General features: G+C 71.5%; 19 protein-coding genes and 1 riboswitch. Of the genes, 6 read left to right on the forward strand and 13 right to left on the reverse strand.

Annotation, left to right across the window (positions count from 1 at the left end):
* Nucleotides 1–30: 30 nt before the first annotated feature.
* Nucleotides 31–1,866, reverse strand: a complete 1,836-nt coding sequence (locus O7632_RS29900; protein WP_278119155.1) for a glycerol-3-phosphate dehydrogenase/oxidase — start codon at nucleotides 1,864–1,866, stop codon at nucleotides 31–33.
* Between the two features lie 34 nt (nucleotides 1,867–1,900).
* Here O7632_RS29900 and O7632_RS29905 point away from each other — a divergent pair, with 34 nt between their 5' ends.
* Both O7632_RS29905 and O7632_RS29910 read left to right on the forward strand, forming a co-directional pair.
* Entirely contained in the window at nucleotides 1,901–4,450 is a 2,550-nt protein-coding gene (locus tag O7632_RS29905; RefSeq protein WP_278119156.1) for a S8 family serine peptidase, read from the forward strand.
* Nucleotides 4,451–4,461: 11 nt separating this feature from the next.
* Complete coding sequence (locus O7632_RS29910) at nucleotides 4,462–5,418, forward strand: GNAT family N-acetyltransferase (protein WP_278119158.1); 957 nt, start codon at nucleotides 4,462–4,464, stop codon at nucleotides 5,416–5,418.
* A gap of 114 nt (nucleotides 5,419–5,532) precedes the next feature.
* On the opposite strand, the gene groL is transcribed toward O7632_RS29910, so the two are convergent.
* The 3 genes from groL to O7632_RS29925 form a co-directional block, all read right to left on the reverse strand.
* Nucleotides 5,533–7,155 (reverse strand): chaperonin GroEL, encoded by a 1,623-nt coding sequence (groL, locus tag O7632_RS29915; RefSeq protein ID WP_278119159.1) that lies wholly within the window; start codon nucleotides 7,153–7,155, stop codon nucleotides 5,533–5,535.
* A 476-nt stretch (nucleotides 7,156–7,631) separates the two neighbouring features.
* Entirely contained in the window at nucleotides 7,632–7,835 is a 204-nt protein-coding gene (locus tag O7632_RS29920; protein WP_132264918.1) for a cold-shock protein, read from the reverse strand.
* 318 nt (nucleotides 7,836–8,153) lie between these two features.
* On the reverse strand, nucleotides 8,154–8,315 hold the full coding sequence (locus O7632_RS29925; RefSeq protein ID WP_278119163.1) for a hypothetical protein: 162 nt from the start codon (nucleotides 8,313–8,315) through the stop codon (nucleotides 8,154–8,156).
* Nucleotides 8,316–8,321: 6 nt separating this feature from the next.
* Between O7632_RS29925 and O7632_RS29930 the strand changes: the two genes are divergently transcribed.
* Both O7632_RS29930 and O7632_RS29935 read left to right on the forward strand, forming a co-directional pair.
* A complete protein-coding gene (locus O7632_RS29930) occupies nucleotides 8,322–8,990 on the forward strand; it encodes a serine hydrolase (RefSeq protein WP_278119164.1) in 669 nt (222 codons plus the stop codon).
* Between the two features lie 94 nt (nucleotides 8,991–9,084).
* A complete protein-coding gene (locus O7632_RS29935) occupies nucleotides 9,085–9,636 on the forward strand; it encodes a GNAT family N-acetyltransferase (RefSeq protein ID WP_347403614.1) in 552 nt (183 codons plus the stop codon).
* Nucleotides 9,637–9,645: 9 nt separating this feature from the next.
* Here the strand turns inward: O7632_RS29935 and O7632_RS29940 are convergent, their stop codons facing one another.
* From O7632_RS29940 to thrC, 4 genes are all read right to left on the reverse strand, one after another.
* Nucleotides 9,646–10,857 carry a DUF2254 domain-containing protein gene (locus O7632_RS29940; RefSeq protein ID WP_278119166.1) on the reverse strand — a complete coding sequence of 404 codons (1,212 nt, stop codon included), beginning with the start codon at nucleotides 10,855–10,857 and terminating at the stop codon, nucleotides 9,646–9,648.
* 59 nt (nucleotides 10,858–10,916) lie between these two features.
* Nucleotides 10,917–12,590 (reverse strand): phenylacetic acid degradation protein PaaN, encoded by a 1,674-nt coding sequence (gene paaN / locus O7632_RS29945; RefSeq protein WP_278119168.1) that lies wholly within the window; start codon nucleotides 12,588–12,590, stop codon nucleotides 10,917–10,919.
* Nucleotides 12,591–12,681: 91 nt separating this feature from the next.
* Nucleotides 12,682–13,695, reverse strand: coding sequence for a GNAT family N-acetyltransferase (locus O7632_RS29950; protein ID WP_278119170.1), 1,014 nt, complete (start codon nucleotides 13,693–13,695; stop codon nucleotides 12,682–12,684).
* A gap of 392 nt (nucleotides 13,696–14,087) precedes the next feature.
* On the reverse strand, nucleotides 14,088–15,392 hold the full coding sequence (gene thrC / locus O7632_RS29955; RefSeq protein ID WP_278119171.1) for a threonine synthase: 1,305 nt from the start codon (nucleotides 15,390–15,392) through the stop codon (nucleotides 14,088–14,090).
* Nucleotides 15,393–15,402: 10 nt separating this feature from the next.
* A riboswitch (SAM riboswitch) is annotated at nucleotides 15,403–15,541 on the reverse strand.
* A 281-nt stretch (nucleotides 15,542–15,822) separates the two neighbouring features.
* Here thrC and O7632_RS29960 point away from each other — a divergent pair.
* A complete protein-coding gene (locus O7632_RS29960; RefSeq protein ID WP_278119173.1) occupies nucleotides 15,823–16,701 on the forward strand; it encodes a class I SAM-dependent methyltransferase in 879 nt (292 codons plus the stop codon).
* A gap of 28 nt (nucleotides 16,702–16,729) precedes the next feature.
* Here the strand turns inward: O7632_RS29960 and O7632_RS29965 are convergent, their stop codons facing one another.
* Together O7632_RS29965 and O7632_RS29970 are read right to left on the reverse strand one after the other, a co-directional pair.
* Nucleotides 16,730–17,536 carry an inositol monophosphatase gene (locus O7632_RS29965; RefSeq protein WP_278119176.1) on the reverse strand — a complete coding sequence of 269 codons (807 nt, stop codon included), beginning with the start codon at nucleotides 17,534–17,536 and terminating at the stop codon, nucleotides 16,730–16,732.
* Nucleotides 17,537–17,583: 47 nt separating this feature from the next.
* Nucleotides 17,584–17,844 (reverse strand): hypothetical protein, encoded by a 261-nt coding sequence (locus tag O7632_RS29970; RefSeq protein WP_278119177.1) that lies wholly within the window; start codon nucleotides 17,842–17,844, stop codon nucleotides 17,584–17,586.
* 113 nt (nucleotides 17,845–17,957) lie between these two features.
* Between O7632_RS29970 and O7632_RS29975 the strand changes: the two genes are divergently transcribed.
* Entirely contained in the window at nucleotides 17,958–18,782 is an 825-nt protein-coding gene (locus O7632_RS29975; RefSeq protein ID WP_278119179.1) for a DUF817 domain-containing protein, read from the forward strand.
* A gap of 41 nt (nucleotides 18,783–18,823) precedes the next feature.
* Here O7632_RS29975 and O7632_RS29980 read toward each other — a convergent pair whose 3' ends face one another.
* The 3 genes from O7632_RS29980 to O7632_RS29990 form a co-directional block, all read right to left on the reverse strand.
* Complete coding sequence (locus O7632_RS29980; RefSeq protein WP_278119181.1) at nucleotides 18,824–20,599, reverse strand: Hsp70 family protein; 1,776 nt, start codon at nucleotides 20,597–20,599, stop codon at nucleotides 18,824–18,826.
* Nucleotides 20,600–20,701: 102 nt separating this feature from the next.
* Complete coding sequence (locus tag O7632_RS29985; RefSeq protein ID WP_278119182.1) at nucleotides 20,702–21,607, reverse strand: ABC transporter permease subunit; 906 nt, start codon at nucleotides 21,605–21,607, stop codon at nucleotides 20,702–20,704.
* Nucleotides 21,607–24,483, reverse strand: coding sequence for an alpha/beta fold hydrolase (locus tag O7632_RS29990; RefSeq protein ID WP_278119184.1), 2,877 nt, complete (start codon nucleotides 24,481–24,483; stop codon nucleotides 21,607–21,609). Before O7632_RS29990 ends, O7632_RS29985 begins: the two co-directional genes overlap by 1 nt.
* Nucleotides 24,484–24,564: the final 81 nt, after the last annotated feature.

Here is a 24,564-nt window from a genome sequence, read left to right on the forward strand (position 1 = left end):
CGGGCAGACGGTTTCGACTCACGCCGTGAGTCAGTGCACCTCGATGCCGGTGTCCGTCGGCCAGTCCACGCCACGGTCGGCGGCGAAGCCCCGCACGTCGGCCGCGCCCAACCGGGCGGCGTCGGCGGTCGCGTCGTCCGGCATCCGCTGCGACTGCAACTCGGCCGCCACCCGCGCCTGGTAGTGCTCCACCTCGCGGGCCCGGACCGCGTCGTCCCAGCCGAGCACCGTACCCATGATCTCGGCGGTCTGCTCGGCGGAGTCGTTGCCCCGGTGCGGGGTCTCGATCGAGATCCGGGTACGGCGGGTGAGCACGTCGTCGAGGTGCAGCGCCCCTTCGGCCCGCGCCGCGTACGCGATCTCGGCCGCCAGGTATTCCGGAGCGCCCGGCACCGCGCTGGCCAGCAACGGATCCTTGTCGATCATCGACAGCACCTCGACCGCGAGGGTGCCGTAGCGCTCCAGCAGGTGCTCCAGCACCCCCGCCGGTACGCCGTGCCGGCGGGCCACGTCGGCCCGGTCCCGCCACATCGCCGCGTACCCGTCGGCGCCGAGCAGCGGCAGGTCGGCGGTACGTGACGGCCGGGTCACGCCGAGCCGGGCCGCCGCCCGGTCCACCACGTCGGCCGCCATCACCCGGTACGTCGTGTACTTGCCGCCGGCCACCAGCAGCAGCCCCAGCATCGGCTCGACGACGGCGTGCTCACGGGACAGCCGGGACGTCGAATCCGCCTCACCGGCCAGCAGCGGCCGCAGCCCGGCGTACACGCCTTCGATGTCACGTGGCGTCAACGGCCGGTCCAGCACGGTGTTGACCTGGTCGAGCAGGTAGCCGATGTCGCGTTCCGACGCGGCCGGGTGGGACCGGTCGAGCCGCCAGTCGGTGTCGGTGGTGCCGATGATCCAGTGCCCGCCCCACGGCAGCACGAACAGCACCGAGGTGGCGGTCCGCAGGATCAGCCCCGCCTCGCCGGTGATCGCCGAACGGGGCACCACCAGGTGCACGCCCTTCGACGCCCGTACCCGCAGACCGGGCCGGACCCCGACGTCGCCGAGCATCCGCGACACGTCGTCGCTCCACACCCCGGTGGCGGCGATCACGGTACGGGCCCGTACCTCGAACTCGGCGTCCGGATCGCCCTCGCGGGCCTCCATGTCGCGCACCCGCACCCCGGTGACCTCGCGCGCCTGGCGTAGCAGCCCGACCACCCGGGCGCTGGTCACCACGGCCGCGCCGAGACTGGCGGCGGTGCGGGCCAGGGTGATCACCAGCCGGGCGTCGTCGACCTGCCCGTCGTAGTAGCGGATCGCGCCGGAGACCACGTCCGGGCGCAGACTGGGGAAGATCCGGCGGGTGCCCTCGTGGGACAGGTGCCGGTGCAACGGCATGCCGCGACCGCCGCCGAACACCCCGGCGAACGCGTCGTAGGCGGCGACACCGGCCCCGTAGTAGGCCCGCCGCCAGGCCCGGCCGGGCAGCGACCGCAGGCCGGACGCGCCGTTCTTGGGCAGCGGAACCAGGATCGGCACCGGCCGCACCAGGTGCGGGGCGATCCGGGTGGCCAGCAGACCGCGTTCGGTCAACGCCTCGTGGACCAGGCCGAGCTCCAGCTGCTCCAGGTAGCGCAGCCCGCCGTGGATCAGCTTGCTGGACCGGCTGGAGGTGCCGGCGGCGACGTCGCGGGCCTCGATCAGGGCGACCTTGAGGCCACGGGAGGCGGCGTCCAAGGCGGCACCGGTGCCGGTGGCACCACCGCCGATCACCAGTACGTCGAACCGCTCGCTACGCAAGCGGCGAAGGTCGGCTGCGCGGCGGGCCACGGAGAGCTGGCCGGCGGCGTACCGGGAGACGGCAGGGTCACGCACCTCTCCACGGTAACCGGCCGCCTATCGTGGCGGCATGACGCAGGACCCTGGCTCTCCTGGGCAGCCCGGCCAGCCGTATCCCGGCACCCCGTATCCCGGCACCCCGTACCCCGGTCAGCTGTATCCGGGCTATGCCTATCCCCCGCCGCCAGCGCCCACGCGGTCCGGTCCGTGGCCGGCCGTGGCCGCCGTGGTGATCGGGATCTTCGCGCTCGCCGTCACCGCGTTCGCGCAGGCCGGCGGCTGGTTGACCGACCAGGTACTACTGGCCAGCGGGCTACCCACGCCGGCGCTGGTTTGGCCGCTGGTCGGACTGGGCAACGCGCTGCTGGTCGGACTGGCGGCCATGCTGCTGGCGCTGGTGCCCCGCTCGGCGTCGGTCCGGGCGACCGGCCGGGCCTGGTTGGTCGGTGCGGTCGCCCTGGGCGGGTTCGGTCTGCTGCGTGCCGTCCCGGGTGCCCGGCATGAGCTGTACCTGCTGGCGCTCGCCGTACTGGCCGCCGGTGGCGCGCTCGCCCTGCGGGCGCTGCGGCGGCGGACCGGATCGGACCCCGCCGCCGGAGAAGGCACCGCCGCCTCACCGGGCACCAGGAGGGTCGGCCGGGACCGGCTGACCGCGCTGTTGCTCGCCGGCGCGGCCGGGCTGGTCATGCTGCTGCCCTGGCTGTGGTTCGGCGCGCTGGGCGGGACGGTGGAGACGGTCCTGGCCGTCGCGGCGGCGGCCGCGCTCGGCTGGTACGCCGCCGAGCTGCTGCCGCCCGGCTACTGGACGGCGATCGGCACCTCGGGCGACGGCCCGGCCAGCGGCCCCTCGGCGACCCGTACGGTGCTGCTCGGCGGGACGGTCGCCGGGGTCGGGTTGGCGTTGCTCGCCGCCGGCACCGGTCAGGCCGGTGTCCAACTGGTCACGCTCGCGGTGCTGCCGCCGATCGGGTACGCCCTCGCCGCGATCGTCTGGGCCGCCGGCCGGACCAGTGGCGGCACCACCGCCACCGACCAGGCCGGCGGTGCGCCGGTCGCCGTACTGGCGGGGCTGACCGTCGTCGGGCCGCTGGCCTTCCTCGACGGTGAGGAGGTCTCCCTGATCCTGGCGTTGGGCCGTGACCTGCCGTTCTGGGCGGCGGCCGGGGCTGCCACCGGCCTCGGGCTCGCCCTCGTGCTGGGTCTCGGCTTCGGGTTCGGACTCGGCCGGGCCCGGGCCGGCTGGCCACGCCGGTGGGTCGCGGCGGCCACGGTCGCGGTCGTCGCGGTGGCCGGCGCCGCCGTCTACCTCACCGCCGGCCAGCCCGGCTGGTACGGCGAGCGGCTGTTCGTGGTGATGAGCGAGCAGGCCGACCTGTCGGACGTGACCCGCGACACCGGTCCGGCGGCCCGCGACACCCGGGTCCGTGAGGTCTACCAGCGGTTGGTCGACACCGCCGATACCAGCCAGGCCGACCTGCGTCGCGACCTCGACCGGTGGGGGCTGTCCTACACGCCGTACTACCTGGTCAACGCGATCGAGGTGGACGCCGGGCTGGCGGTCCGGGCGTGGTTGTCCCGGCGCGCCGACGTCGACCGGGTACTGATCAGTCAGCAGCTGCGACCACTACCGGCCACGATCTCCGGATCCACCGGCGACGAGCCCGCCCCGGATTCGCCACAGTGGAACATCACGATGCTCGGCGCCGACCGGGTCTGGTCGCAGCTCGACGTCGACGGCGACGGGATCGTCGTCGGCTCCTCCGACTCCGGTGTGGACGGTAGCCATCCCGCGCTGTCCGACGGGTTCCGGGGCGGTGACGACTCCTGGTTCGACCCGTGGAACGACACCCGTACCCCGACCGACAACAACGGGCACGGCACCCACACCCTCGGTTCGGCGGTGGGGGACACCGATGTCGGGGTCGCCCCGGGGGCGTCCTGGGTGGGTTGCGTCAACCTGGACCGCAACCTCGGCAACCCGGCACGCTACCTGGACTGCCTGCAGTTCATGCTGGCCCCGTTCCCGCCCGGCGGTGACCCGCTCACCGACGGACGACCGGAGCGGGCCCCGCACGTGCTGACCAACTCGTGGGGCTGCCCCGAACTCGAAGGCTGCGACCTCGACTCGCTGCGCCCGGCGGCCGAGGCGCTGGCCGCCGCCGGGCTGATGATGGTCGCCGCCGCCGGCAACACCGGGCCGTTCTGTGACTCGATCGACGATCCACCGGCCCCGTACGCCGACGTGTTGACCGTCGGCGCGGTCGACAGTGACCGCGAGGTCACCGATTTCTCCAGCCGAGGGCCGGCACCGGACGGCGAGCCCAAGCCGGATCTGGTGGCGCCGGGTGCCGGGGTGTTGTCGGCGATGCCGGGTGGCGGCTACGCGGCCCTGGACGGGACGTCGATGGCGGCCCCGCACGTGGCCGGCGTGGTGGCGTTGATGTGGTCGGCGAACCCGGCGTTGATCGGCGACGTGGATCAGACCACCGAGATCCTGCGCGACACCGCCGGTGCGGCGACGCCGGGCGGGGTCGACACCTGCGGGGATCCGGCGAACCTGACCGGTGCCGGCCTGGTCGACGCGTACGCCGCGGTGCGGGCGGCGCGGGCCGCCGGTTAGGGTCGGCGGTCGTGGAGCAGGAGTTCTCGATCGAGGAACTGTCCGAGCGGCACCGGCCGGCCGTCGTGGCGCTCTGCCGCGCCGCGCTCGACCTGTCGGAGGACGCAGCCGAGGGTGAGCAGATAGTCACCAGACTGCACGGGCCGGTCGTCCCCGATCATCCGTCGGGGGTGGGACCACGGCAGACGATCGGTCTGGTCGCGGTGGTCGACCAGGCGGTACGGGGAGTGGTGCTGGGCTCGGTGGCGCACCGGGACCCGTCGGTCGGTCACGTGGACCTGATCGCGGTGGATCCCGGTTGGCGTCGGCAGGGTCTGGGGCGGGCGTTGCTCGGCCGGGCGGAAAGCGTGCTGGCGGCCCGGGGCGCCGGTGAGGTGCTGTTGGCCGGTAATCCGCCGTACTACGCCTGGCCGGGGGTGGACGTGCGCTACACGCCGGCGGTCTGCCTGGCGATCGCGCTCGGCTACCAGCAGGACCGGACCGCGTGGAACATGACGGCCGACCTGGCGTCGGCGGGGTCCCCGGCGTTGCGGGACACCGACGACGCGCAGCGCCGCCTCGCCCAAGCCGGGATCACCGTACGGCGAGCCGACTGCGACGACGTCGCGGCGCTGGTCGCGTTCACCCAGGCGACGTTCGGCGACGCGTGGGCGGGCGAGGTGGCGCAGTCGGTGGGCCGGCCCGGCGCCGGCTGCCATCTGGCGGTCCGTACCGACGATCCGAGTGAGGTGCTGGGCTTCGCCGCGTACGGGTCGTCGCGGCCGAGCTGGTTCGGTCCGATGGGTACGGCCCCGACCGCGCAGGGGCTCGGCATCGGCGCGATCCTGTTGCGGCGCTGCCTGCGGGACCTGGCGGAGGCCGGCCATCAGCGGGTCGAGATCGGTTGGGTGGGCCCGGTGCCGTTCTACGCCTCGGCGGCGGGTGCCCGCATCGAGCGGGTCTTCTTCCTGTACCGCAAGCAGCTCTGACCGGCCTTTCGACACGCCGCAGGGGCGGTCACCGGCGAGCCGGTGACCGCCCCTGCGGTCCGTGCTTGTGTTACGCGTCGCGTGTGTCGCGCGTCGCGAACGATCGAGCTGGACTCAGAAGTCCATCTCGCCGCCGCCGGGCGCGCCGGCCGGGGCCGGGTTCTTCTCCGGCTTGTCCGCCACCACGGCCTCGGTGGTCAGGAACAGCGCCGCGATCGACGACGCGTTCTGCAGCGCCGACCGGGTCACCTTGGCCGGGTCGATGATGCCGGCCTTGAGCAGGTCGACGTACTCGCCGTTGGCGGCGTTGAGGCCGTGGCCCGGGTCCAGGTTGCGGACCTTCTCCACGACGACGCCACCTTCGAGGCCGGCGTTGACGGCGATCTGCCGCAGCGGGGCGTCCAGCGCGATCTTGACGATCTGGGCACCGGTGGCCTCGTCGCCGACCAGGTCGAGCTTGTCGAAGGCGGTCTTGCCGGCCTGCACCAGGGCGACGCCACCACCGGGGACGATGCCCTCTTCGACGGCGGCCTTCGCGTTGCGGACCGCGTCCTCGATGCGGTGCTTGCGCTCCTTGAGCTCGACCTCGGTGGCCGCGCCGACCTTGATCACCGCGACGCCACCGGCCAGCTTGGCCAGCCGCTCCTGCAGCTTCTCGCGGTCGTAGTCGGAGTCGCTCTTCTCGATCTCGGCCCGGATCTGGTTGACCCGGCCCTGGATCTGCTCGGCGTCACCGGCACCGTCGACGACCGTGGTCTCGTCCTTGGTGACCTGGACCTTGCGGGCCCGGCCCAGCATGTCGATGGTCACCGCGTCGAGCTTCAGGCCGAGTTCCTCGCTGACGACCTGGCCGCCGGTGAGGATCGAGATGTCGGTCAGCATCGCCTTGCGGCGGTCACCGAAGCCGGGGGCCTTGACGGCAACCGACTTGAAGGTGCCGCGCACCTTGTTGACGATCAGGGTGGCCAGCGCCTCGCCCTCGACGTCCTCGGCGATGATCAGCAGCGGCTTGCCCGACTGCATGATCTTTTCCAGGATCGGGAGCAGGTCCTTGACCGACGAGATCTTGCTGTTGACGATCAGGATGTAGGGGTCGTCGAGGACGGCCTCCATCCGCTCCGGGTCGGTCCAGAAGTAAGGCGAGATGTAGCCCTTGTCGAAGCGCATGCCCTCGGTGAGCTCGAGCTCCAGGCCGAAGGTGTTGCTCTCCTCGACGGTGATGACGCCTTCCTTGCCGACCTTGTCCATCGCATCGGCGATGATCTCGCCGACGTTGGAGTCACCGGCGGAGATCGACGCGGTGGACGCGATCTGCTCCTTGGTCTCCACGTCCTTGGCGAGCTTGCTGAGTTCCTCCGCGACGCTCGACACGGCGGCCTCGATGCCCCGCTTCAGGGCCATCGGGTTCGCGCCGGCCGCGACGTTGCGCAGGCCCTCGCGGACCAGCGCCTGGGCCAGGACGGTCGCCGTCGTCGTGCCGTCACCGGCCACGTCGTCGGTCTTCTTGGCGACCTCCTTGACCAGCTCAGCGCCGATCTTCTCGTACGGGTCCTCGAGCTCGATCTCCTTGGCGATGCTCACACCATCGTTGGTGATGGTGGGGGCACCCCACTTCTTTTCGAGCACGACGTTGCGGCCCTTGGGGCCGAGCGTCACCTTGACGGCGTCGGCGAGGGTGTTCATGCCCCGCTCAAGGCCGCGGCGCGCCTCTTCGTCGAACGCGATCATCTTGGCCATACGGCGTTGTCCTCCTGGACGCTCGCGGCACCGGAGCCGGTCGGCTCCGCTATACCGCCTGCTTACGCACCTTCGGACGTCACTACCTGGCGACAGTGACGTCCGCCGGCCGGGCCGGATAGCCCGCGACGACCGGCCATCTCCGCAGTCTCCTCGGGGAGGAGACGACGGCGGTGGCCCCACCGCCCCGACCATTGGCACTCCCGGTTGGCGAGTGCCAATCCTTGTTTAGCACTCTCCCCTGTCGAGTGCAAGCGAACAGGAGCTTGCCCACCCGGGACAAATCGGGCGTACGGCCGGCGGCGGCCGAGACCTCGGTCGTCGGCTGCCCGCCGGGGCCAAGGACGACGGCCCGCCGAGGTCGAGGAGGACGACGCGCCGGGACCAAAGACGATGAAAGGCGCCGGTTCGACGAGAACCGACGCCTTGGGTGGTAGATGTGTCCGGTCCGGCGGCTGGGGGCCGACTACCGGCGGCTAGGCAATGAGTCGGACCCTTTCCGCCTGCGGGCCCTTCTGCCCTTGGGCGATCTCGAACTCGACGCGCTGTCCGTCATCGAGCGCCTTGTAGCCGTCCATCTCGATCGCGGAGAAGTGGACGAAGACGTCCTGCCCTCCGTCGACCGCGATGAAACCGTAGCCCTTCTCGCTGTTGAACCACTTCACGGTGCCCTGCGCCACGGTGCACTTCCTCACTTCTGTCGTGCTGGGCCTGAGCCGACCCCCGCCAGGCGCGTTCGCCTGACGGAGCCGCCGATCGGCGACCCGTTTCCGGTCCCCGAATGCGGTAGCCGAAATCGCACGCTACACGAGGTCCGAGCCCGCCGCACTATCCCAAAAGGGGACAATAAGCACTGCTCAAGTCTCATCCGAGCCCCGTCTCGTTGACCACGTGTGTCCCGTACACCGCAGAACGTGAGGTCTGGACGCCATCGTTCCCCCAGCGGACGGGCCGTCCGGCACCCGGCCAGACCCAGACCACGCCATGACCACGGTCGATCACGACAGCGCCATCCCGCGTTCGCCGCCATCGGACTGCTCGTCGTACTCCTGGCGAGCGGCACCGGACTGCACAATGACGCCGGAAAACCGCGCCCGCGCCAGGCCGGCTGGACCGTATCCGACGACGACCAACGCACCGTGCTCCTGCGGGAAGGCCATGTCGTGATGCCGACCGACGGATTCTTTTCGTGGGCCGCGCTCAATCGGCGTACCGGCCGGATGACCGGATCACCCAACATCGGCGCGCAGAGCGACACCATGTCGTTGATCAAAGCGTGGCTCGCCGCAGACGACCTCCGCCGCGCCGACGAGCAGGGTCAGCTTCCCCGGGCACCGCACCTGGCCGCGCTCTCCGCGATGCTGCGGGACAGCGACAACCCGGCGGCCGACGCCACCTACGCCCGGGTCGGGCGACGCTCCTCCATCGAACGGATGGTCCGCGTCTGCGGCCTGACCGACAGCGCGCCCGTACTCGACCGGTGGAGCAACACGGTCGTCTCGGCCAGGGACCTGGTCCGCCTCGGCCGCTGCCTCGCCGACGGCCGGGCCGCCGGCCCGCAGTGGACGGCGTGGCTGCTGGCCGAGATGCGCGCCGTACGCGGTGAAGGCGACTTCGGGCCACGGGACGCGCTGACCCCCGAGTACGCGGCGACCGTGGCCATCAAGAACGGCTGGCTGCTGCGCGACGAGGACGACCTGTGGCACGTCAGCTGCCTGGCGATCGGCGAGACCTGGGTGATCGGCGTACTGGCCCGATATCCGGGAGAGCGCGGTCTCGACTACGGCGCCGGGCTCTGCCGGCAGGTCGGCGCGGCCCTGCTCCTGGTCGCCTGAGGTGGGTCCGTCGGCCCCGGACCGGCTGACAGGATCGCGGCGGCTGACGGAATCGCGGTTGTCGGTGCGGACCACCACCGGTATGCATGCCGGCATGGATCCACTCCCCGTCGGCCCGCGCCCCGCCGGCCCACTCCCCGCCGGCCCACTCCCCGCCGTCCGGCGCATCCGCCCCGAGGACGCCGCCCGGATGCGGGCGCTGCGGCTGGAAATGCTCGCCGACGCACCGTTGGCGTTCATCGAACGGCTCGCCGACGCGGCGGCCCGCCCGCATCGGGAATTCGCGGACCGGGTGGCCCAGGCCGCTGTCGGAGATCGGCTCGCGCAGTTCGTCGCGGAGGCCGACGGACGGTTCGTAGCACACGCCGGCGGGCTCGCCGCCCGTGACGACCCCGCCCTGACGGTGATCTTCGCGGTGTACCTCAGTCCGCCCTGGCGCGGGCAGGGGCTACTGGCCCAACTGGTCGACGCGGTCGGCGCCTGGTCCCGGTCCGCCGGGCGGCCGCATCTGATGTTGGAGGTCCTGGTCGGCAACACCCGGGCGATCCGGGCCTATCAGCGCCTCGGCTTCGTCGACACCGGGGTTCGGGTGCCGCACCCCAAGATCCCGGTGCTGACCGAACTGCAGATGCGCCGACCGGCCTGACACGTCACGCTAGTGCCCGTCGCCGGCGACCAGCGCGGATCTGCGGCGTACCGCCCGCAGGTGGGTCGGTGCCGTCGACGTCTCCAGGTCGGCCAGCATCGTACGCAGGTAGTCCCGAATCCGTGGCTGCTCCCGCCCGGCCTGCCACACCTCGTCGACAGCGATGGTGAGGAAGTTGTCGAAGGTCTGACGCGGCGCGACCGCCCGGAGCACGCCGTCCGAGTCCCGGACGGTTCGTGGTGTGTCGGGTCGTCCGGCGAGCCGGCGCAGCAGATCGTGCATCTCCTGCGTCGCCCGCAACGCGGTGGTGACGTCGTTGCTGGCCGGTGAGAGCGACCTCGTCGCGATGTCCGAGAGTTGTCGGAACCCGAAGCCCACGTCCATCCCGGGGGCGCGTTCGGCGCTGATGCTGATCGCGGTGACCAGATCGTCCGGGTCGAGCTCCGCCGGTTCCTCACCGGATAGCCGGTGTACGGCCAGCAGCGGGCCGCCCTCGACGACAAAGTCGCCCGGCGTCGCGGTCACCGAGATGGTGCAGTGCCGCCGGGCGGCGAGCCGGCTGATCGCGTCGAGGTCGATGTCGGTGACGATGCCGGGGTGCGACGCCGGTATCTCCGCGACGACCGGACCAGGCACCGGCGGTTCGGCCGTCAGCTCACCGGGCGGGTGATAACTGTCGATGCCTTTACGGGTCTGCCCACCGATCGTGGCGATGATCGTGGCGACCTGCATGATCGTGGTGATGTGGAACAGGTAGTAGATGAAGGCGGCCACGCTGGCCAGCACCAGCAGCATGGCCAGGATGAGCGACACGGCGGGCAGGTCGGCGTCGGCACGGGCGGGCAACGCGGCGAGCACCACCATCGCGAACAGGAACGTCGCGATGAACGTACCGAGGGTGAACTGGGTGACCCGGTCCTGCAGGAAGTTGCGCAGGATCCGGGGCGAGTACTGGGTGCTGGCCAACTGCAGCGCCACCACCGTGATGGAGAAGACCAACGCGGTGAAGGAGATCATCGCGGTGATGATCGAGGAGAGCACGGACCGGGCACCGGCCGGCCCGCCGGGCAGCAGGCCACCCAGGTCCAGGTCGGCCCGCACCTCCAGCACCGACAGACCGACAGCCAGCAGCACCGCGCCCAGGCCGAACGACCCGGGTACGAACCAGAGGCTGCCGGTCACCGCGCGGATCCGCGACGATCGGGTGTTGGGCCGCGCCACGGCGGCGGCATACCCCGCCGGGCCGGCCGGCACACCTGCCAGCCGGCCCCTTTGGCGGGTCAGGTGTGCCGGCGGGACTGAACGATCCGGAACCGGCCCGCCACGTACGCTCCGTCGGTCAGCGCCGCGTTGGCCGCCGGGTTGGCGCCACTGGCGTGGAAGTCGGAGAACGCCGCCGACTGGTTGACGAACACCCCGCCGGTGAGGTTCACCGACAGGTGTACGCCGACGTCCAGCGCCGCCGACTCGACCTGCGTCAACACCTGCTCGTCGGTGCTGTACACCCCGGCGGTCAACGCCCCGCGCGCGCCGACCGTCCGGCGGAAGATCCGCACGCTCTGCTCGGTCGACCCGGTGGCGATCACGAACGCGATCGGGCCGAACCACTCGCGCCCGTACACGTCGTCGGCGTCCGCGTCGAGCGTGACCAGCAGCGGGGTACGGACGACCGCGTCCGGGTGGGCCGGATGGGTCACCTCGCGCGATTCCAGCACCGGGTCACCGAGTTTTGCCGCCTCGGTCAGCCGGGCCAGCACCCCGTCGTTGACGATCGCCCCGATCACTTCGACGGCCCGCGCCGGGTCGCCGGTGAGTTTGCCGATCGCCGTGGCGATACCAGCGGCCACCTCGTCGAGGCTCTTGTGTCCTTGGTCGGTCTCGATGCCGGCGGCCGGCACCAACAGGTTCTGCGGGGTGGTGCACATCTGTCCGCTGTAGAGCGACAGGGAAAAGGCGATGTTGCGGCACATGCCGGCGAAATCGCTTGTGGAGTCCACGATGATCGTGTTGACGCCGGCCTTCTCGGTGTAGACGCTGGCCTGCCGGGCGTTGGCTTCCAGCCAGTCGCCGTACTCGGACGATCCGGTGAAGTCGATGATCCGTACCTCGGGGCGGGTGGCGAGGACGCTCGCCAGCCGGTCGTCCGGCGCCTCGGCGGCTAGCTGGATCAGGTCGGGGTCGAAGCCGGCCTCGGCGAGCACCTCCCGGGCGTACCGGACGGTGATCGCCAGCGGCAGGACCGCGCCCGGGTGCGGCTTGACCAGCACCGGGTTGCCGGTGACCAGCGAGGCGAACAGTCCCGGGTAGGAGTTCCAGGTCGGGAAGGTGTTGCAGCCGATCACCAGGGCCACCCCGCGCGGCACGACGTGGAAGGTCTTGGTCATCCGCAACGGCTCGCCCCGGCCGGCGGGCTTCTCCCAGCCGGCGGTACGCGGGTGGCGGGTCATCTCGGCGTACGCGTAGGCGATGGCTTCCAGGGCCCGGTCGAAGGCGTGCGCCGCGCCGGCCTGGAAGGCCATCACGAACGCCTGGCCGGTGGTGAACTGCACCGCGTTGGCCAGTTCGAAGCTGTGGGCGTGCAGCCGGGCCAGGATCTCCAGGCACACCCCGGCCCGCGTCTGGGCGCTGGCGTCGCGCCAGGCCGGCATCGCGGCCCGGGCCGCCACGACGAGCTGGTCGGGGTCGAGGCGCGGGTACCGGACGTCGAGGTCGACGCCGTACGGACTGCGTTCGGTCGCCACCCGGGCGAGCGAGCCGGCGTGGTCGAGGGGGAAGTCCTGGCCGAGGTAGGCCCGGAAGGCGGCTTCTCCCTCGGCAGCGGCGTGTTCGCCGTACACCCGGGGGCTCGGGGATTCCGGATACGCCGACCAGTAGCCGCGTTCGGTGATCGCGGTCAGCGCCCGGGCGAGGGTGTCGGCGTGCGTGACGTACAGGGGGTGCGGGGTCTCCGTCATGCCGTCATCATGCCTGACGCCCGGGCCGGCACGGTCGGACCGATCCGTGCCCCGGCCCCGTACGGCGAGACCGATCCGGCCCGTACGGACGTCAGATGGTCTGCTGCCAGTTGTGCCAGATGTCGACCGGCCGGAAGCCGATCGCCTCGTTGATGGCGATCATGTGGCTGTTGCTGTCGGCGTTCCAGGTGTCGATCACGCGCAGCGCCGGTTCGTGCCGCAACGTCAGCTTCAGGTTTTCGACCTTGACGATGAGGCCGAGCCGGTGTCCGCGATGGTCCGGATCGACGATGGTGATCTGCTGGTACGCGTGCCAGTCCGGTTCGGCATGCGGGGTGATGTTGGTCCAGGCGACGATCCTGCCGCTGTCGGTGTCCTGGACGGCGGTGTGGTAGCTACGGGTGCCCGCCGCTTCCCTGGCCACGTCGACCTCGTGAATCCGGTCGGCGTCTACCTTCTCCGGCTCCCATTCCAGGTCCCCCATGGGGGCGTCGGTGACCATCCGTCCGTCGAGGTAGGCGAGGTCGTCCCGGTGTTCCACCGGACAGACTCCGATCCAGGTGAGCAGTTCGTAGCCGGCGGCTCGGCTCCAGCCGTCGGTGAGCATCTCGTCCAGCGCGGCGTGATCCGCCGTGCCGATGTCGAGTCGGCGGCGCGCGTCGACCAACGCGGACTTGGCACCCATGGCGAGCGCGAAGGCGGTGGGAGCCGGGTCCCGGACCACCCCGCCGGGCAGTGTGTCGCACGACTGCCCCATCAGCCGGGTCCGGCCCTCGGCACGAATTCGGTCCACCGCGTAGGCGTAGAGGGCTCGACCGACGCCCCGCCGACGGTGGTCGGGCAGCACCTGGACTTCGAGGCCCGCGTTGTCCAGGTTGTCCAGCATCGGATATTCGATGGTGGCCAGCCCGACCGGGACGCCGTCGAGGTAGGCGAGCGCGGCCTCGTGCCGCACGCTGCGCCGTTGATGGCGGAACAGGGCTTCGAACCAGGGGCGGGAGGCCGTCGGGATGTCGGGCACGAACGGCGCGGCGGCTTTGATCTCGAACGCCTGGTCGAGGGCGACCGGGTCGGCGGGGTCCACGAGAGAAACGGTGAGGTCCATGCCGTCGAGGGTGACGGGGGGCAGCGGCTCGCGCGACCGAATTATCGACCCCGGCGGCCGGGATCATCGAGACCCAGGGGCGACTGGATGCATCGGCCTGGGGCCGAAGGCTGCCCCGGCTCGTTGGTCGGGAGGACGCTCGCACAGCGCCTCCGGCGCCGTTGGTCGTTGGGATCCGAAGGTGAGATTGTTACCAAGCTCTGTCGGTGCCCTTACGGCGAGTCGTCCTCCCGCACGGAGCATCCTGCGCGTTGCAAATGCAGCCGTCAAGACCCGGCTGGGGTGTTTTATCGACCTATGGCAAAAACCCGACTACGCGCTGCACACACGAGATCGGCCGATCGGAGGACACCGGCCGGCCGATTCGTACGATGATGTGCTGGTAGAGCGGGTCAGCCGAGCAGCCCGGCCGCGCGAACGGACCGCAACGACGGCTTGACCTGATGCGTCGGTCCCACCAGGCCGGCGACGGCATCGATCGTCTTGAGACCTTCGCCGGTGTTGTAGACGACCGTTTCCGCCTGCGGGTCGAGGTGCCCGCCCTCCACCAGCTTCTTCAGCACGGCCACCGTCACTCCGCCGGCGGTCTCGGCGAAGACCCCGGTGGTACGGGCCAGCAGCTGGATGCCGGCGCGGATCTCGTCGTCGTCGGCGTAGTCCATCCAGCCGCCGGTACGCCGGACCGCCTCGATGGCGTACAGGCCGGCGGCCGGGTCGCCGATGTTGAGCGACTTGGCGATCCCGGTCGGCTTGACCGGAACGATGGTGTCGGTGTCGGCGTGCAGCGCGGTGGCGATCGGGTTGCAGCCGGCGGACTGCGCGCCGAACACCCGCCAGCCGTTGGCCGGCGCCTCGACCAGTCCGATCTCGACCAGCTCGGCGAACGCCTTGTCGATCTTGGTCAGCAGTTCGCCACTGGCCATCGGGATCACCACCTGCTCCGGGATCCGCCAGCCGAGCTGCTCGGCGACCTCGTACCCGAGGGTCTTGGAGCCCTCGGCGTAGTAGGGCCGGACGTTGACGTTGACGAACGCGGTGTCGGCGAACTCGTCGGTCTCCACCAGCTCGCCGCAGAGCCGGTTGACGTCGTCGTAGGAGCCCTCGATCGCGACCAGGTCGCCGCCGTACACCGCGGTGGTGACGATCTTGCCGGCTTCCAGGTCGCTGGGGACGAAGACGATCGACGGTACGCCGGCGCGGGCCGCGTGCGCGGCGACCGAGTTGGCCAGGTTACCGGTGGAGGCACAGGCGAACCGGGAGAAACCGAGCGTACGGGCGGCGGTGAGGGCGACCGAGACGACCCGGTCCTTGAACGAGTGGGTCGGGTTGGCGCTGTCGTCCTTGACCCACAGCGGCGCCCGGATGCCGAGTTCGGCGGCGAGCGCGGCGGCGGAGATCAGCGGGGTCAGTCCAGGATCCAGGCTGATCCGGGTCGCCGGGTCCTGTCCGGCCGGCAGCAGCGGGGCGTACCGCCAGATGTTGGCCGGGCCCGCCTCGATGTCGGCCCGGGTGACCCGCGCGAGAGCCGCCGGGTCGTAGGCCACCTCCAGCGGCCCGAAACACTCGTAACAGGCGTGCTGCGCGACGAGCGGATACCGGGCGCCGCAACCACGGCAGACCAGGGCGCGCGCCGGGCTGGCGTCAGCGGTGCCGGCTGCGGATTCGGTGGTGGTGGTCGCGTCGATCAGTGACGTCATGCGAGGAGTCCTCTCATCTTTCCCCTACGCCGCGCGGTGCGGTGGGGACGGAATTGGCACCTGCCCTGCCTGGCGACTCTGCGTCGAGTCGCGCGGGGTGGTTGCCGGGGCTTCGTCGGGCCGTGTCCCTCTGCCCCTCTGGATGAGGTATTCAGTTGTTTCGAGCAAGTGTACGGGCGGCCGGCAGGCAGCTCACCTCCTGATCCCAGGGTGTGAGCAAACCCGCACCCATCGGTGCCGGTACGTCCGGCCCGCCGGAGAAGCGGCCGAGCAGCGGCGGACAGCTGCCAGAAAACTGCCGGAAACCTGACGTCCATTTCTCGCTCAGCATGGTCAGCCGGACGGCATTCGAGACCCGTACGGGTGGTTTGCGTCTCACCAACGGGCCGTTATAGTCACCGAATTCCGGAGTTCAGGAACGGGGTAAACGGTGACGAACGGTCGTATGTGTCCGGTATGTCGACGGTCGGTCGACCAGTTCGAGCCCGGCCCCCGCAACCGGCCCGACGCCCGCTGCGGCGGCTGCCAGAGCCTCGAACGGCACCGGTTCCTGGCCCTGCTGCTGCACGCGCACGCACCGACGATCACCTCCGCCGGCCTGCTCGTCGACATCGCCCCCAGCCGGCAGACCAGCGGCCTGTTCCACAAGCCGCTGCGACCGAAACGCTACGTCCGGATGGATTTCGACCCCGGCGCGGACGGCCGCGACGTCGACGTGCAGGCCAGCCTCACCGACCTGCCGTTCCGGTCCGGTGCCGCCGACGTGGTGATCTGCTACCACGTGCTCGAACACATCCCCGACGACGCCACCGCGATGAAGGAACTGCACCGGGTGCTCGCACCCGGTGGCATGGCGTTCGTGCAGGTGCCGTTCCATCCCGGTCGGGCCACCGACGAAGACCCGTCGGCACCGACCGAGGAACGCATCCGGCGGTTCGGCCAGGCCGACCACGTCCGGGCGTACGGCGACGACTTCGAAACCCGGCTGCGCGCCGCCGGCCTGGAAATCGTCCGGATCACCCCACGCGAGATCGCCGGTAGCGCCGGAGTCGAGCTCTACCGGCTGCAGCCCGAGGAGGCGACCTGGCTGGTGTGGCCCGCCGGCGCCGACCGGCCCGCCTTCGATGCCAAGTCGCTGCGGCGCACCATCCGCGACCAGGTACGCGCCGACTCCCGGCCGACGCCCGCCCCGTCGGTCCCCACCCAGTCCCGCCGGCCACGGCCGATGTCGGCCCGGCTCCGCTGGGCGGCCACCCACCCGCTGGAAGCCACCCGCCGGGTGACCCGCCGGATCTCCGGCGGACGCTGACCACCGGCTGACCGGCTGACCTGCCAGGTCAGCCGGCGGCGCGCAGGGCCACGTCGACGACCGCGAGCACCTCGTCGACGATCCCCGGCGGGGCGGCGATCGTCGCGGACGAGTCCAGGGTGTGCGGCGTACCGTCGACGTCCACGACAGCCGCGCCGGCCTCCCGGGCGATCAGCGTGCCGGCCGCCATATCCCACGGCTTGTTCGACAACGCGATCGACACGTCGGTCCGCCCGTCCGCCACCCAGACCAGGTCGATCGCGGCCGAACCGAGCATCCGTACCCGCAGGGCGTCGCGGGCGACGCCCTCGGCGAGGGCGAACCGGGCCGCGTTGCGCCGCTGCGCGTCCTCGCCGACCGCGTAGTCCCCGAGGTTGACCATGGCGTCGTGCAGCCGGGCCGCGTCACGGATCCGGATCGGCCGGCCGTCGCGGTGCGCGCCACCACCGGCCGTCGCGGTGTAGCGGCCGGCCAGGAACGGCAACTCGACCACGCCGAGCACCGGACGCCGGTCGCGGACCAGCCCCAACGACACCCCACACAGCGGTACGCCGTGCGCGAAGTTGACCGTACCGTCGATCGGGTCCAGCACCCACTGCTCGCCGTCGCCGACGCCCGACGTCCCTTCTTCCTCGCCGAGGAACCCGATGTGCGGGGTCGCCTCGGCGAGGAAGGCCCGCAGGTCTCGTTCCACGGCGAGATCGACCTCGGAGGCGTAGTCCCGGTCGCCCTTGCCGGAAAGCTGTCCCGGATCGCGGGTGCGCATCAGCTCGGTCCCGCGTGCGGTGGCCCGTACGGCGATGGCGAGCAGATCGTCGAGAGAGTCGATAGCCATGCCGGCAGCCTAGGCCGGCTGGCCGACGGCGGGCCGGACCGCGGTGGTCAGAAGCTGGCCGCGTACCCCCGGCTCGACTCGATCGCGCTCTGCGCCAGCGCCGCCGCCTCGGCCAACTTCTGCTTGGCCTGTTCCACCTTGGCGATCGTCTCGGCGACCTGGGAGTGGCTGGACCCGCTGGTGATCGCCCGCAGCGCCGCCCCGCTGCTGCTCAACGCCTCGGCGCTGGACCGGATCGCCCCCACCTGCTGACCGACCTCGTCGCTGAACCGGGCAACCCCCGCCTTGACCTCTTCGACCGAACTCACGCCGGCATCCTCCCCATCGGACTGTCGTCTACCGCTGCGACGGTACCCGACGCCGGCCACCGCCCCGGCACGACGGGTTACCGACCGTGTCGGCGTACGGAATGATGGCGCACATGACGACGACGGCGGCGGTGTGGCGGGCGGCGGATGTGCGGCGGCGGCTCGCCCTGCTCCTGCGCTTCGGCTGGATCGAGGCGAAGTCGTGCGGATTCGCGGTCGCCGTCTTCACCTGTCTGGCGCTGACGTCGGTCGTTCCGCTGCCGATCCCCCGGTACGACGCCCTGCTGATCTGCATGGTCGTCGTCACGGTCGGGCTGTGGCGGGTCGGCTGGGAGACCGGCCGTGAGGTCGCGGTGATAGCCGGCTTCCACCTGGTCGGGCTGGCGTTGGAGTTGTACAAGGTGCGGGTCGGTTCCTGGTCGTACCCGGAGGACGCGGTCACCAAGATCGCCGGGGTGCCGCTCTACTCCGGGTTCATGTACGCGGCCGTCGGCTCCTACATCTGTCAAGCGTGGCGGCGGTTCGACCTGCGGGTCACCGGCTACCCGGCGGTCACGGTCACCGTGCTGGCCGTCGCCGTGTACGCCAACTTCTTCACCCACCACAACCTGCCCGACGCCCGCTGGGTGCTCGCCGCGCTGCTGCTGGTCGCGCTGCGGCGTACCTGGGTGTATTTCACCGTCGACGACGCCCGGCTGCGGATGCCGCTGGCGCTGGCGTTCGTGCTGATCGGGTTCTTCCTGTGGGTCGCGGAGAACATCGCGACGTTCCTCGGTGCCTGGACCTACCCGGACCAGCAGCACGTCTGGACGTTCGTGCACGCCAGCAAGTTCGGCTCCTGGTCGCTGTTGGTGACGCTGTCGTTCGTCCTGGTCGCGACGGTCAAGGCGGCCGAAGGCCGGTTGTACGGCGACCGCCCCCGCCCCACCGTCACCTGACCGTGGGGCGGGCTGCGACTACTTGCCGCTGATCTTGACGGCTACTCCCACCTGATCTTGACGCAGTTGCCGGTGGTGTAGCTGCCGTTGTCGTGCTGCGCCAGGTTGTGGTTGGAGCTGGCGATCCGGGCGCACACCTTCGGTTGGTCACCGATCGCGTTGACGAAGGCCGGGTCGTCGGTCCAGATCACCGACGGTTCCTCGTCTTCGACGTACCAGAAGCCCTGCTGCGCGGACGGGACGTGCGCACCCATGATCTCGTCCGGCGGGTTGGTGCCGTCGCTGCCGTAGATGTGCAGATGCCAGCCGCCCTGGACCGAGGGCTCGTTGTCGCCGAACTCCGCCTCGTACTCGATGGTCAGCCGGCCCTCGGCGACCCGCGCCGAGGTGAGACACACCCAGGTCCAGTTGCTCTTGATCTCGTCGGTGCACTGCTCGTCCGCCGGCACCTCGGGCACGACCGGCTCGGTCGGCTCCGGCTCCGCCACCAAAGTCGGCTCGCCGGTACCCGCGGCGACCTGCTGCCCGTCACCGCCGTCATCGTTGTTGCTGGTCACCGCGTAGGTCACGCCGGCTCCGGCGAGCAGAACCACCAGTACCGCCCCGGCCACGATCAGTGGACCACGTCCGCGCTTGGCCGGCGACGTGTCCGACCGACGCGGCGGCGGGCCGCCGGAGTCGCCGGCCGGAACCGATCCGGCCGAGGCGAACGTCTCGGTGGACGACGGGTAGGTCGACCCGACGCTCGCGCGTGCCGAACCACCGCTACCGGCCGTGCCGGTCCTGCCGTCGGCACCGACCGAGGCGACCCCGGTGGACGGCGCCGCACGGTAGGTCGCCGGGGTCGCCGGGGACACCGGGGCGGGTGCCGGCACCGGCTGCGTGGGTGGGACCCGGTAGGTCGCCGTGGACGCGGTCGCCGCCGGCGCACCCGGCATCCCGGACGCCGGCATCGGCGGCTGCCCGCCCGTCCCGCCCCGCCCGGCGATTCCCTGGCTGGCCAGCCAGGCCGCGCCGAGCGATACCGAGTACTTCGGATGCGCGTCGACCGCCACCGGCCGGCCCAGCTCCGAGCCGACCAGCTGGGCGACGATCGGCATCCGGGACGAACCGCCGACGAGCAGCACCGAGTGCAGCTGCTCCGGCGCGCAGCCGGCGGACCGGACGGCCCGGTGCAGCGCCTCGATGGAGCCGTGCAGCACCGGGCGGACCATCGCCTCCAGCTCGGCGCGGGTGAGGCGGATCTCGGTGGAGATGTTGGGCAGCAGCACCGGGATGGACGTGTCGGTGTCCGACGACAGCGCCTCCTTGGCCTGGACGCACTCGTCGCGCAGCCGCGCCACGGCGGCGATCGCGGCGGGGTCGTCCTCGTCGAGCTCTTCGAGCTTGCCGCCGAGCGCGGTACGGACGTGGTTGAAGACTGCGGCGTCGAAGTCGATGCCGCCGAGCCGTTCGATACCTTCCGGCTGGCCCAGGATCTCGAACCCGGTCGGGGTCTTGCGCAGCACCGCCGCGTCGAAGGTGCCGCCGCCCAGGTCGTACACGGCCACCACGGCACCGGGTTCGATCCGCTGCTGCTCGGCGTAGTTGACCGCCGCCGCTTCCGGCTCCGAGGTGTAGCTGACCGGCAGGTCGAGGTTCGCCATCCGGACCGCCTGGCGAAGCAGGTCCAACTTGTACGGACCCCAGTTCGCCGGGTGGGAGACGCAGATGCTGGCGGGTGGGCCGCCTTCGCGCCGGGCGACCTCGTCGACCACGGATCGGAGCAGGCGTGCCATCAGCGCCTCGGCGGACCAAGGGGGACATCCCCGCGCCATCCCCTAACCGCCGGGCCGGTGCGCCGGACCGGCGTCGCCGGCCCACGCCGGTCACCTCGTCACGCCGGTCACCTCGTCAGGCCGGTGACCTCGTCACGCCGGTCACGACGTCACGTCCTTGCGGGTAAACCGCCAGAAGGCCAGGGACAGGAAGACCGTCGCGTACGCCAACGCCGACACGCAGCCGCGTACGACATCGTCGGTCTGCGTCGGCGTCGACAGCAGCCCCAGCCAGGCACCGCTGAAATGAGTCGGCAGGAACTCCCGCAGCACGCCGAGGGCGGTGATCTGGTCCAGGATGCTGGACAGGATCCACAGCAGCACCGCGCCACCCACCGCGCCGAGCGCCGCGTCGGTCGACACCGACAGCAGGAACGCCAACGACGCCACGATCAGCAACACCACCGCCAGGTAGCCCAGGATGGCGAGCAACCGCAGCACCCCTTCGCCGGCCGGGATCTCGGCGGCCACCGTCGAGCGCAGCGGCGACCAGCCGTACCGCAGCGTGCCGACCAGCAACGCGGTGCCGGCCAGCAGCACGATCGACAATCCCGAGTACGCCAACGCGACGAGCAGCTTCACTGCCAGCAGCCGGGACCGGGGCACCGGTACGGCCAACAGATAGCGCAGACTCCCCCAGCTCGCCTCACTGGCCACTGTGTCGCCGCAGAACAGCGCCACCGCCACCACCAGCAGAAACGTCGACGACACCAGGATGGTGAAGAGGGTGAAGTTGAGCCCACCGGAGGTCGCCAGGTCGACCAGGCTGCCGAACTCACCGCCACCGTTGTCGTCGTCGTCACCGGAATCGAACTCGAAGGCGATCAGCACGATCAGCGGCAACAGCACCATGAACCCGAGCGTCAACTGGGTCCGGCGGCGCGCCGCCTGTCGGCGTACCTCGGCCCACAACGGCAAGGTGGCGCGGGCCCGGTAGCCGGCGGCGGCGCCGGACGGGTCGACCGGCCGGTCCGGCTGCCGCGTATCCGGTGCTTCGACGGTAGCCATCAGCGGTCCCCGCTTCCCCGTGAGTTCTCGCCGACCAGGGCGAGAAAGGCGTCCTCCAGCCGGCGGCGGGGCACCACCCGGTCCACCGCCACCCCGGCCCGGACCAGTTCGGCCACCACCTCGCTGCGCGCGGTGCCGTCGACGTCGACGATCAGCCCGCCGTTGACGGACGCGACCGCCCGTACCCCGGACAGCCGGTCCAGCACCGCCTCGGCGGCGGCCACGTCGGAGACGTCGAACTGCACGCTCGGCGAGTCACCGACGATGTCGTCGACCGGACCGGACGCCACCACCCGGCCCTTGTTGACCACCACCGCGTGGGTACAGGTCTGCTCCACCTCGGCCAGCAGGTGGCTGGAGACCAGCACCGCCCGCCCGCCGGTCGCGTACCGCTTGAGGACCCGGCGCATCTCGGCGATCTGCGGCGGATCGAGCCCGTCGGTCGGTTCGTCGAGGACCAGCAGCTCCGGCAGCCCGAGCATGGCTTGGGCGATGGCCAGCCGTTGCCGCATGCCGTGGCTGTAGTTACGGATCCGGCGGTGCACCGAATCCCCCAGGCCGGCGATGTCGAGGGCTTCGTCGAAGTGGGCGTCCGCCGCCGGGCGTCCGGTGGCCTGCCAGTACGCCCGCAGGTTGTCGATGCCGGACAGGTGCGGCAGGAAGCCGGGTCCTTCGACGAGCGACCCGATCCGGGACAGCACCGGCGCACCCGGCACAAGCCGGTGTCCGAAGACCAGGATCTTCCCGGTGGTTGGCTGGGTCAGCCCCATCAACACCCGCAGTGTGGTGGTCTTGCCGGCGCCGTTGGGCCCGAGCAGCCCGACGACCTGACCGCGCTCGACAGTGAAGTCGACCCGTTCGACCGCGACGAACCCGTCGCCGTACTCCTTGCGGAGGTCGCGCACCACCAGCGGGGTCTGGGCGTGCTCCGCGACCACCGTGTGGTCGGCTCGCCGCTGCCGCAGCCGGACGACGGTGACCACCACGATCAACCCGATCACGATCGCGGCGACCAGCCCGGCGAGCACCCAGCGCCACAACGCCGCCGAGGTGGCAATCGGTTCACCCGCCACCTGCGGCAGGCTCAGCTGCGCGGCGGCGCCGGACCCGATCCCGACGGTGTAGACGGTCGGCTCGACCGGGGTGGCGTACGCCTGGTCGGAGGTGGCGACGACGATCCGCAGCCGGTTGCCGGCCTCGAAGCGGTGCACGATCGCCGGCAGGGTCACCTCGACCGGTTCCGCGTCGGCGACGTCGGCCGGCAGGCCGGTCAGCCGTACCGGGGCGATCAGCCCGCTGGGCAGGGACATCGTGCCGTCCGGGTCGACGTCGTACAGCTTGACGAACAGCACCGCCTCGCCGGTCGGCGACGCGGCCCGGACCGACACGGTCGGCGCGCCGACGACGTCGACCGGGTCGGCCAGCGGAGCGGAGTCGAAGTGGGCGTGCTGGCCGGGCACCTCCCCGGCGACCCCGCCGAGCAGGCTGGCCAAGCCGCCGGAGAACGGCAGCGCGGAGATCGCCGCCGGGTTGCCGGCCGGCGGGTTGGCGATCGGCCGTGGCGGGCCGGCGACGTCGACCGTCGCGGCATCGGTGCCGGCGGTGCCGGGATAGTCGGTCACCTGGTAGCCGGTGGCGACCAGCCCACGGTCCATCGCGTCGAACCCGGCAACCCGCGACCAGGTGAAACTGCCGCTGGGCGGTTCCCCGGCGCCGGCGACGTAGTGGTCGAGCCACTGTGCGGTGAGGAACTTGACCCGGTCCTGGTCGTTGCTCGGTCCGCTGCCGCCGTCGTGGCCGCCGGTGAACCAGGCCACCCGTACCGGGGTGCCGTTGGCGGCGATGCCCCGGGCGTTGGCGTCGGCTTCGGCGAGCGGGAACAGGGTGTCCACCCCGCCCTGGATCAGCAGCGTCGGCGCGGTGATCTGGTCCAGTACGCGGTCCGGGCTGGAGCGGTCGAGCAGGGCGACCGCCTCCGGGGTACCGCGTCCGGTGGTGGCGATCGCCAGGTAGGCGGCGCAGACGTCGGCGGCGAACCGCCCGCAGGCCGGGTCGACACCGGCCAGCCCCGGCGGTACGGCGTTCGGGTCCGGCCGACCGGTGGGCTCGTCGGCGGAGGGCTCGTCAGCGGGCGGCTCGCCGACGGTGGGCTCGCCGTCGACCGACGGGTCACCGAGACCTGTCGCGGGGACCGCGCCGTTGCCGAAGAAGAGTCCCGCCCAGCCCTTCTTGAACACCCCGTCGACCGGGTCCGCACCGGTGGACTCCGGCAGGAACGACCGGGCCAGATCGTTCCAGGTGATCATCGGCACGATCGCGTCGACCCGGTCGTCCTGGGCGGCCAGCAGCAGAGCCAACGCGCCACCGTACGAGCCGCCGACCACACCGACCTGCGGATCCCCGGCGGCGTCGGTGCGCACCTCGGGTCGCTCGGCGAGCCAGTCGAGCAGCCCGGACGCGTCCCGTACCTCGTAGTCGGGGTCGTTGAGGTGGATCTGCCCGCCGCTGAGCCCGAAACCACGGGCCGTGTACGCCAGGACCGCGTAGCCGAGCCCGGCTAGCTCCTCGGCGTCGGTGGCGATCGTCTCTTTGCTGCCGCCGAACCCGTGAGCCAGCAACACCGCCGGAACCGGGTCGGTGGCCGACGCCGACGTCGGCAGGTAGAACGTGGTGTCCAGGTCGACCGGCTGGTCACCGGCCGGACCGGAGCGGACGGTGATCCGCTGCTCGGTGGCGGTGTACGGCAGCGACTCCGGCCAGAACGCCCAGGCGACCACCCCGGCGACGAGCGCGATGGTGAGCACCGCGCCGAGCAGCCGCCGACGGTGCGGCCGGGGCAGGGCACGACGGAGTCGGCCGGAGATCGAAGTCGACATGAGCCACACGGTACGGCGCGGCGCGAGCCCGTACCTGTGAACCCTCTCAGCGACCCCGACGCGGCCGGCGGGATGCGGCGG

This window comes from Solwaraspora sp. WMMD406 (genome assembly GCF_029626025.1).
In the GTDB taxonomy this organism is placed as follows: domain Bacteria; phylum Actinomycetota; class Actinomycetes; order Mycobacteriales; family Micromonosporaceae; genus Micromonospora_E.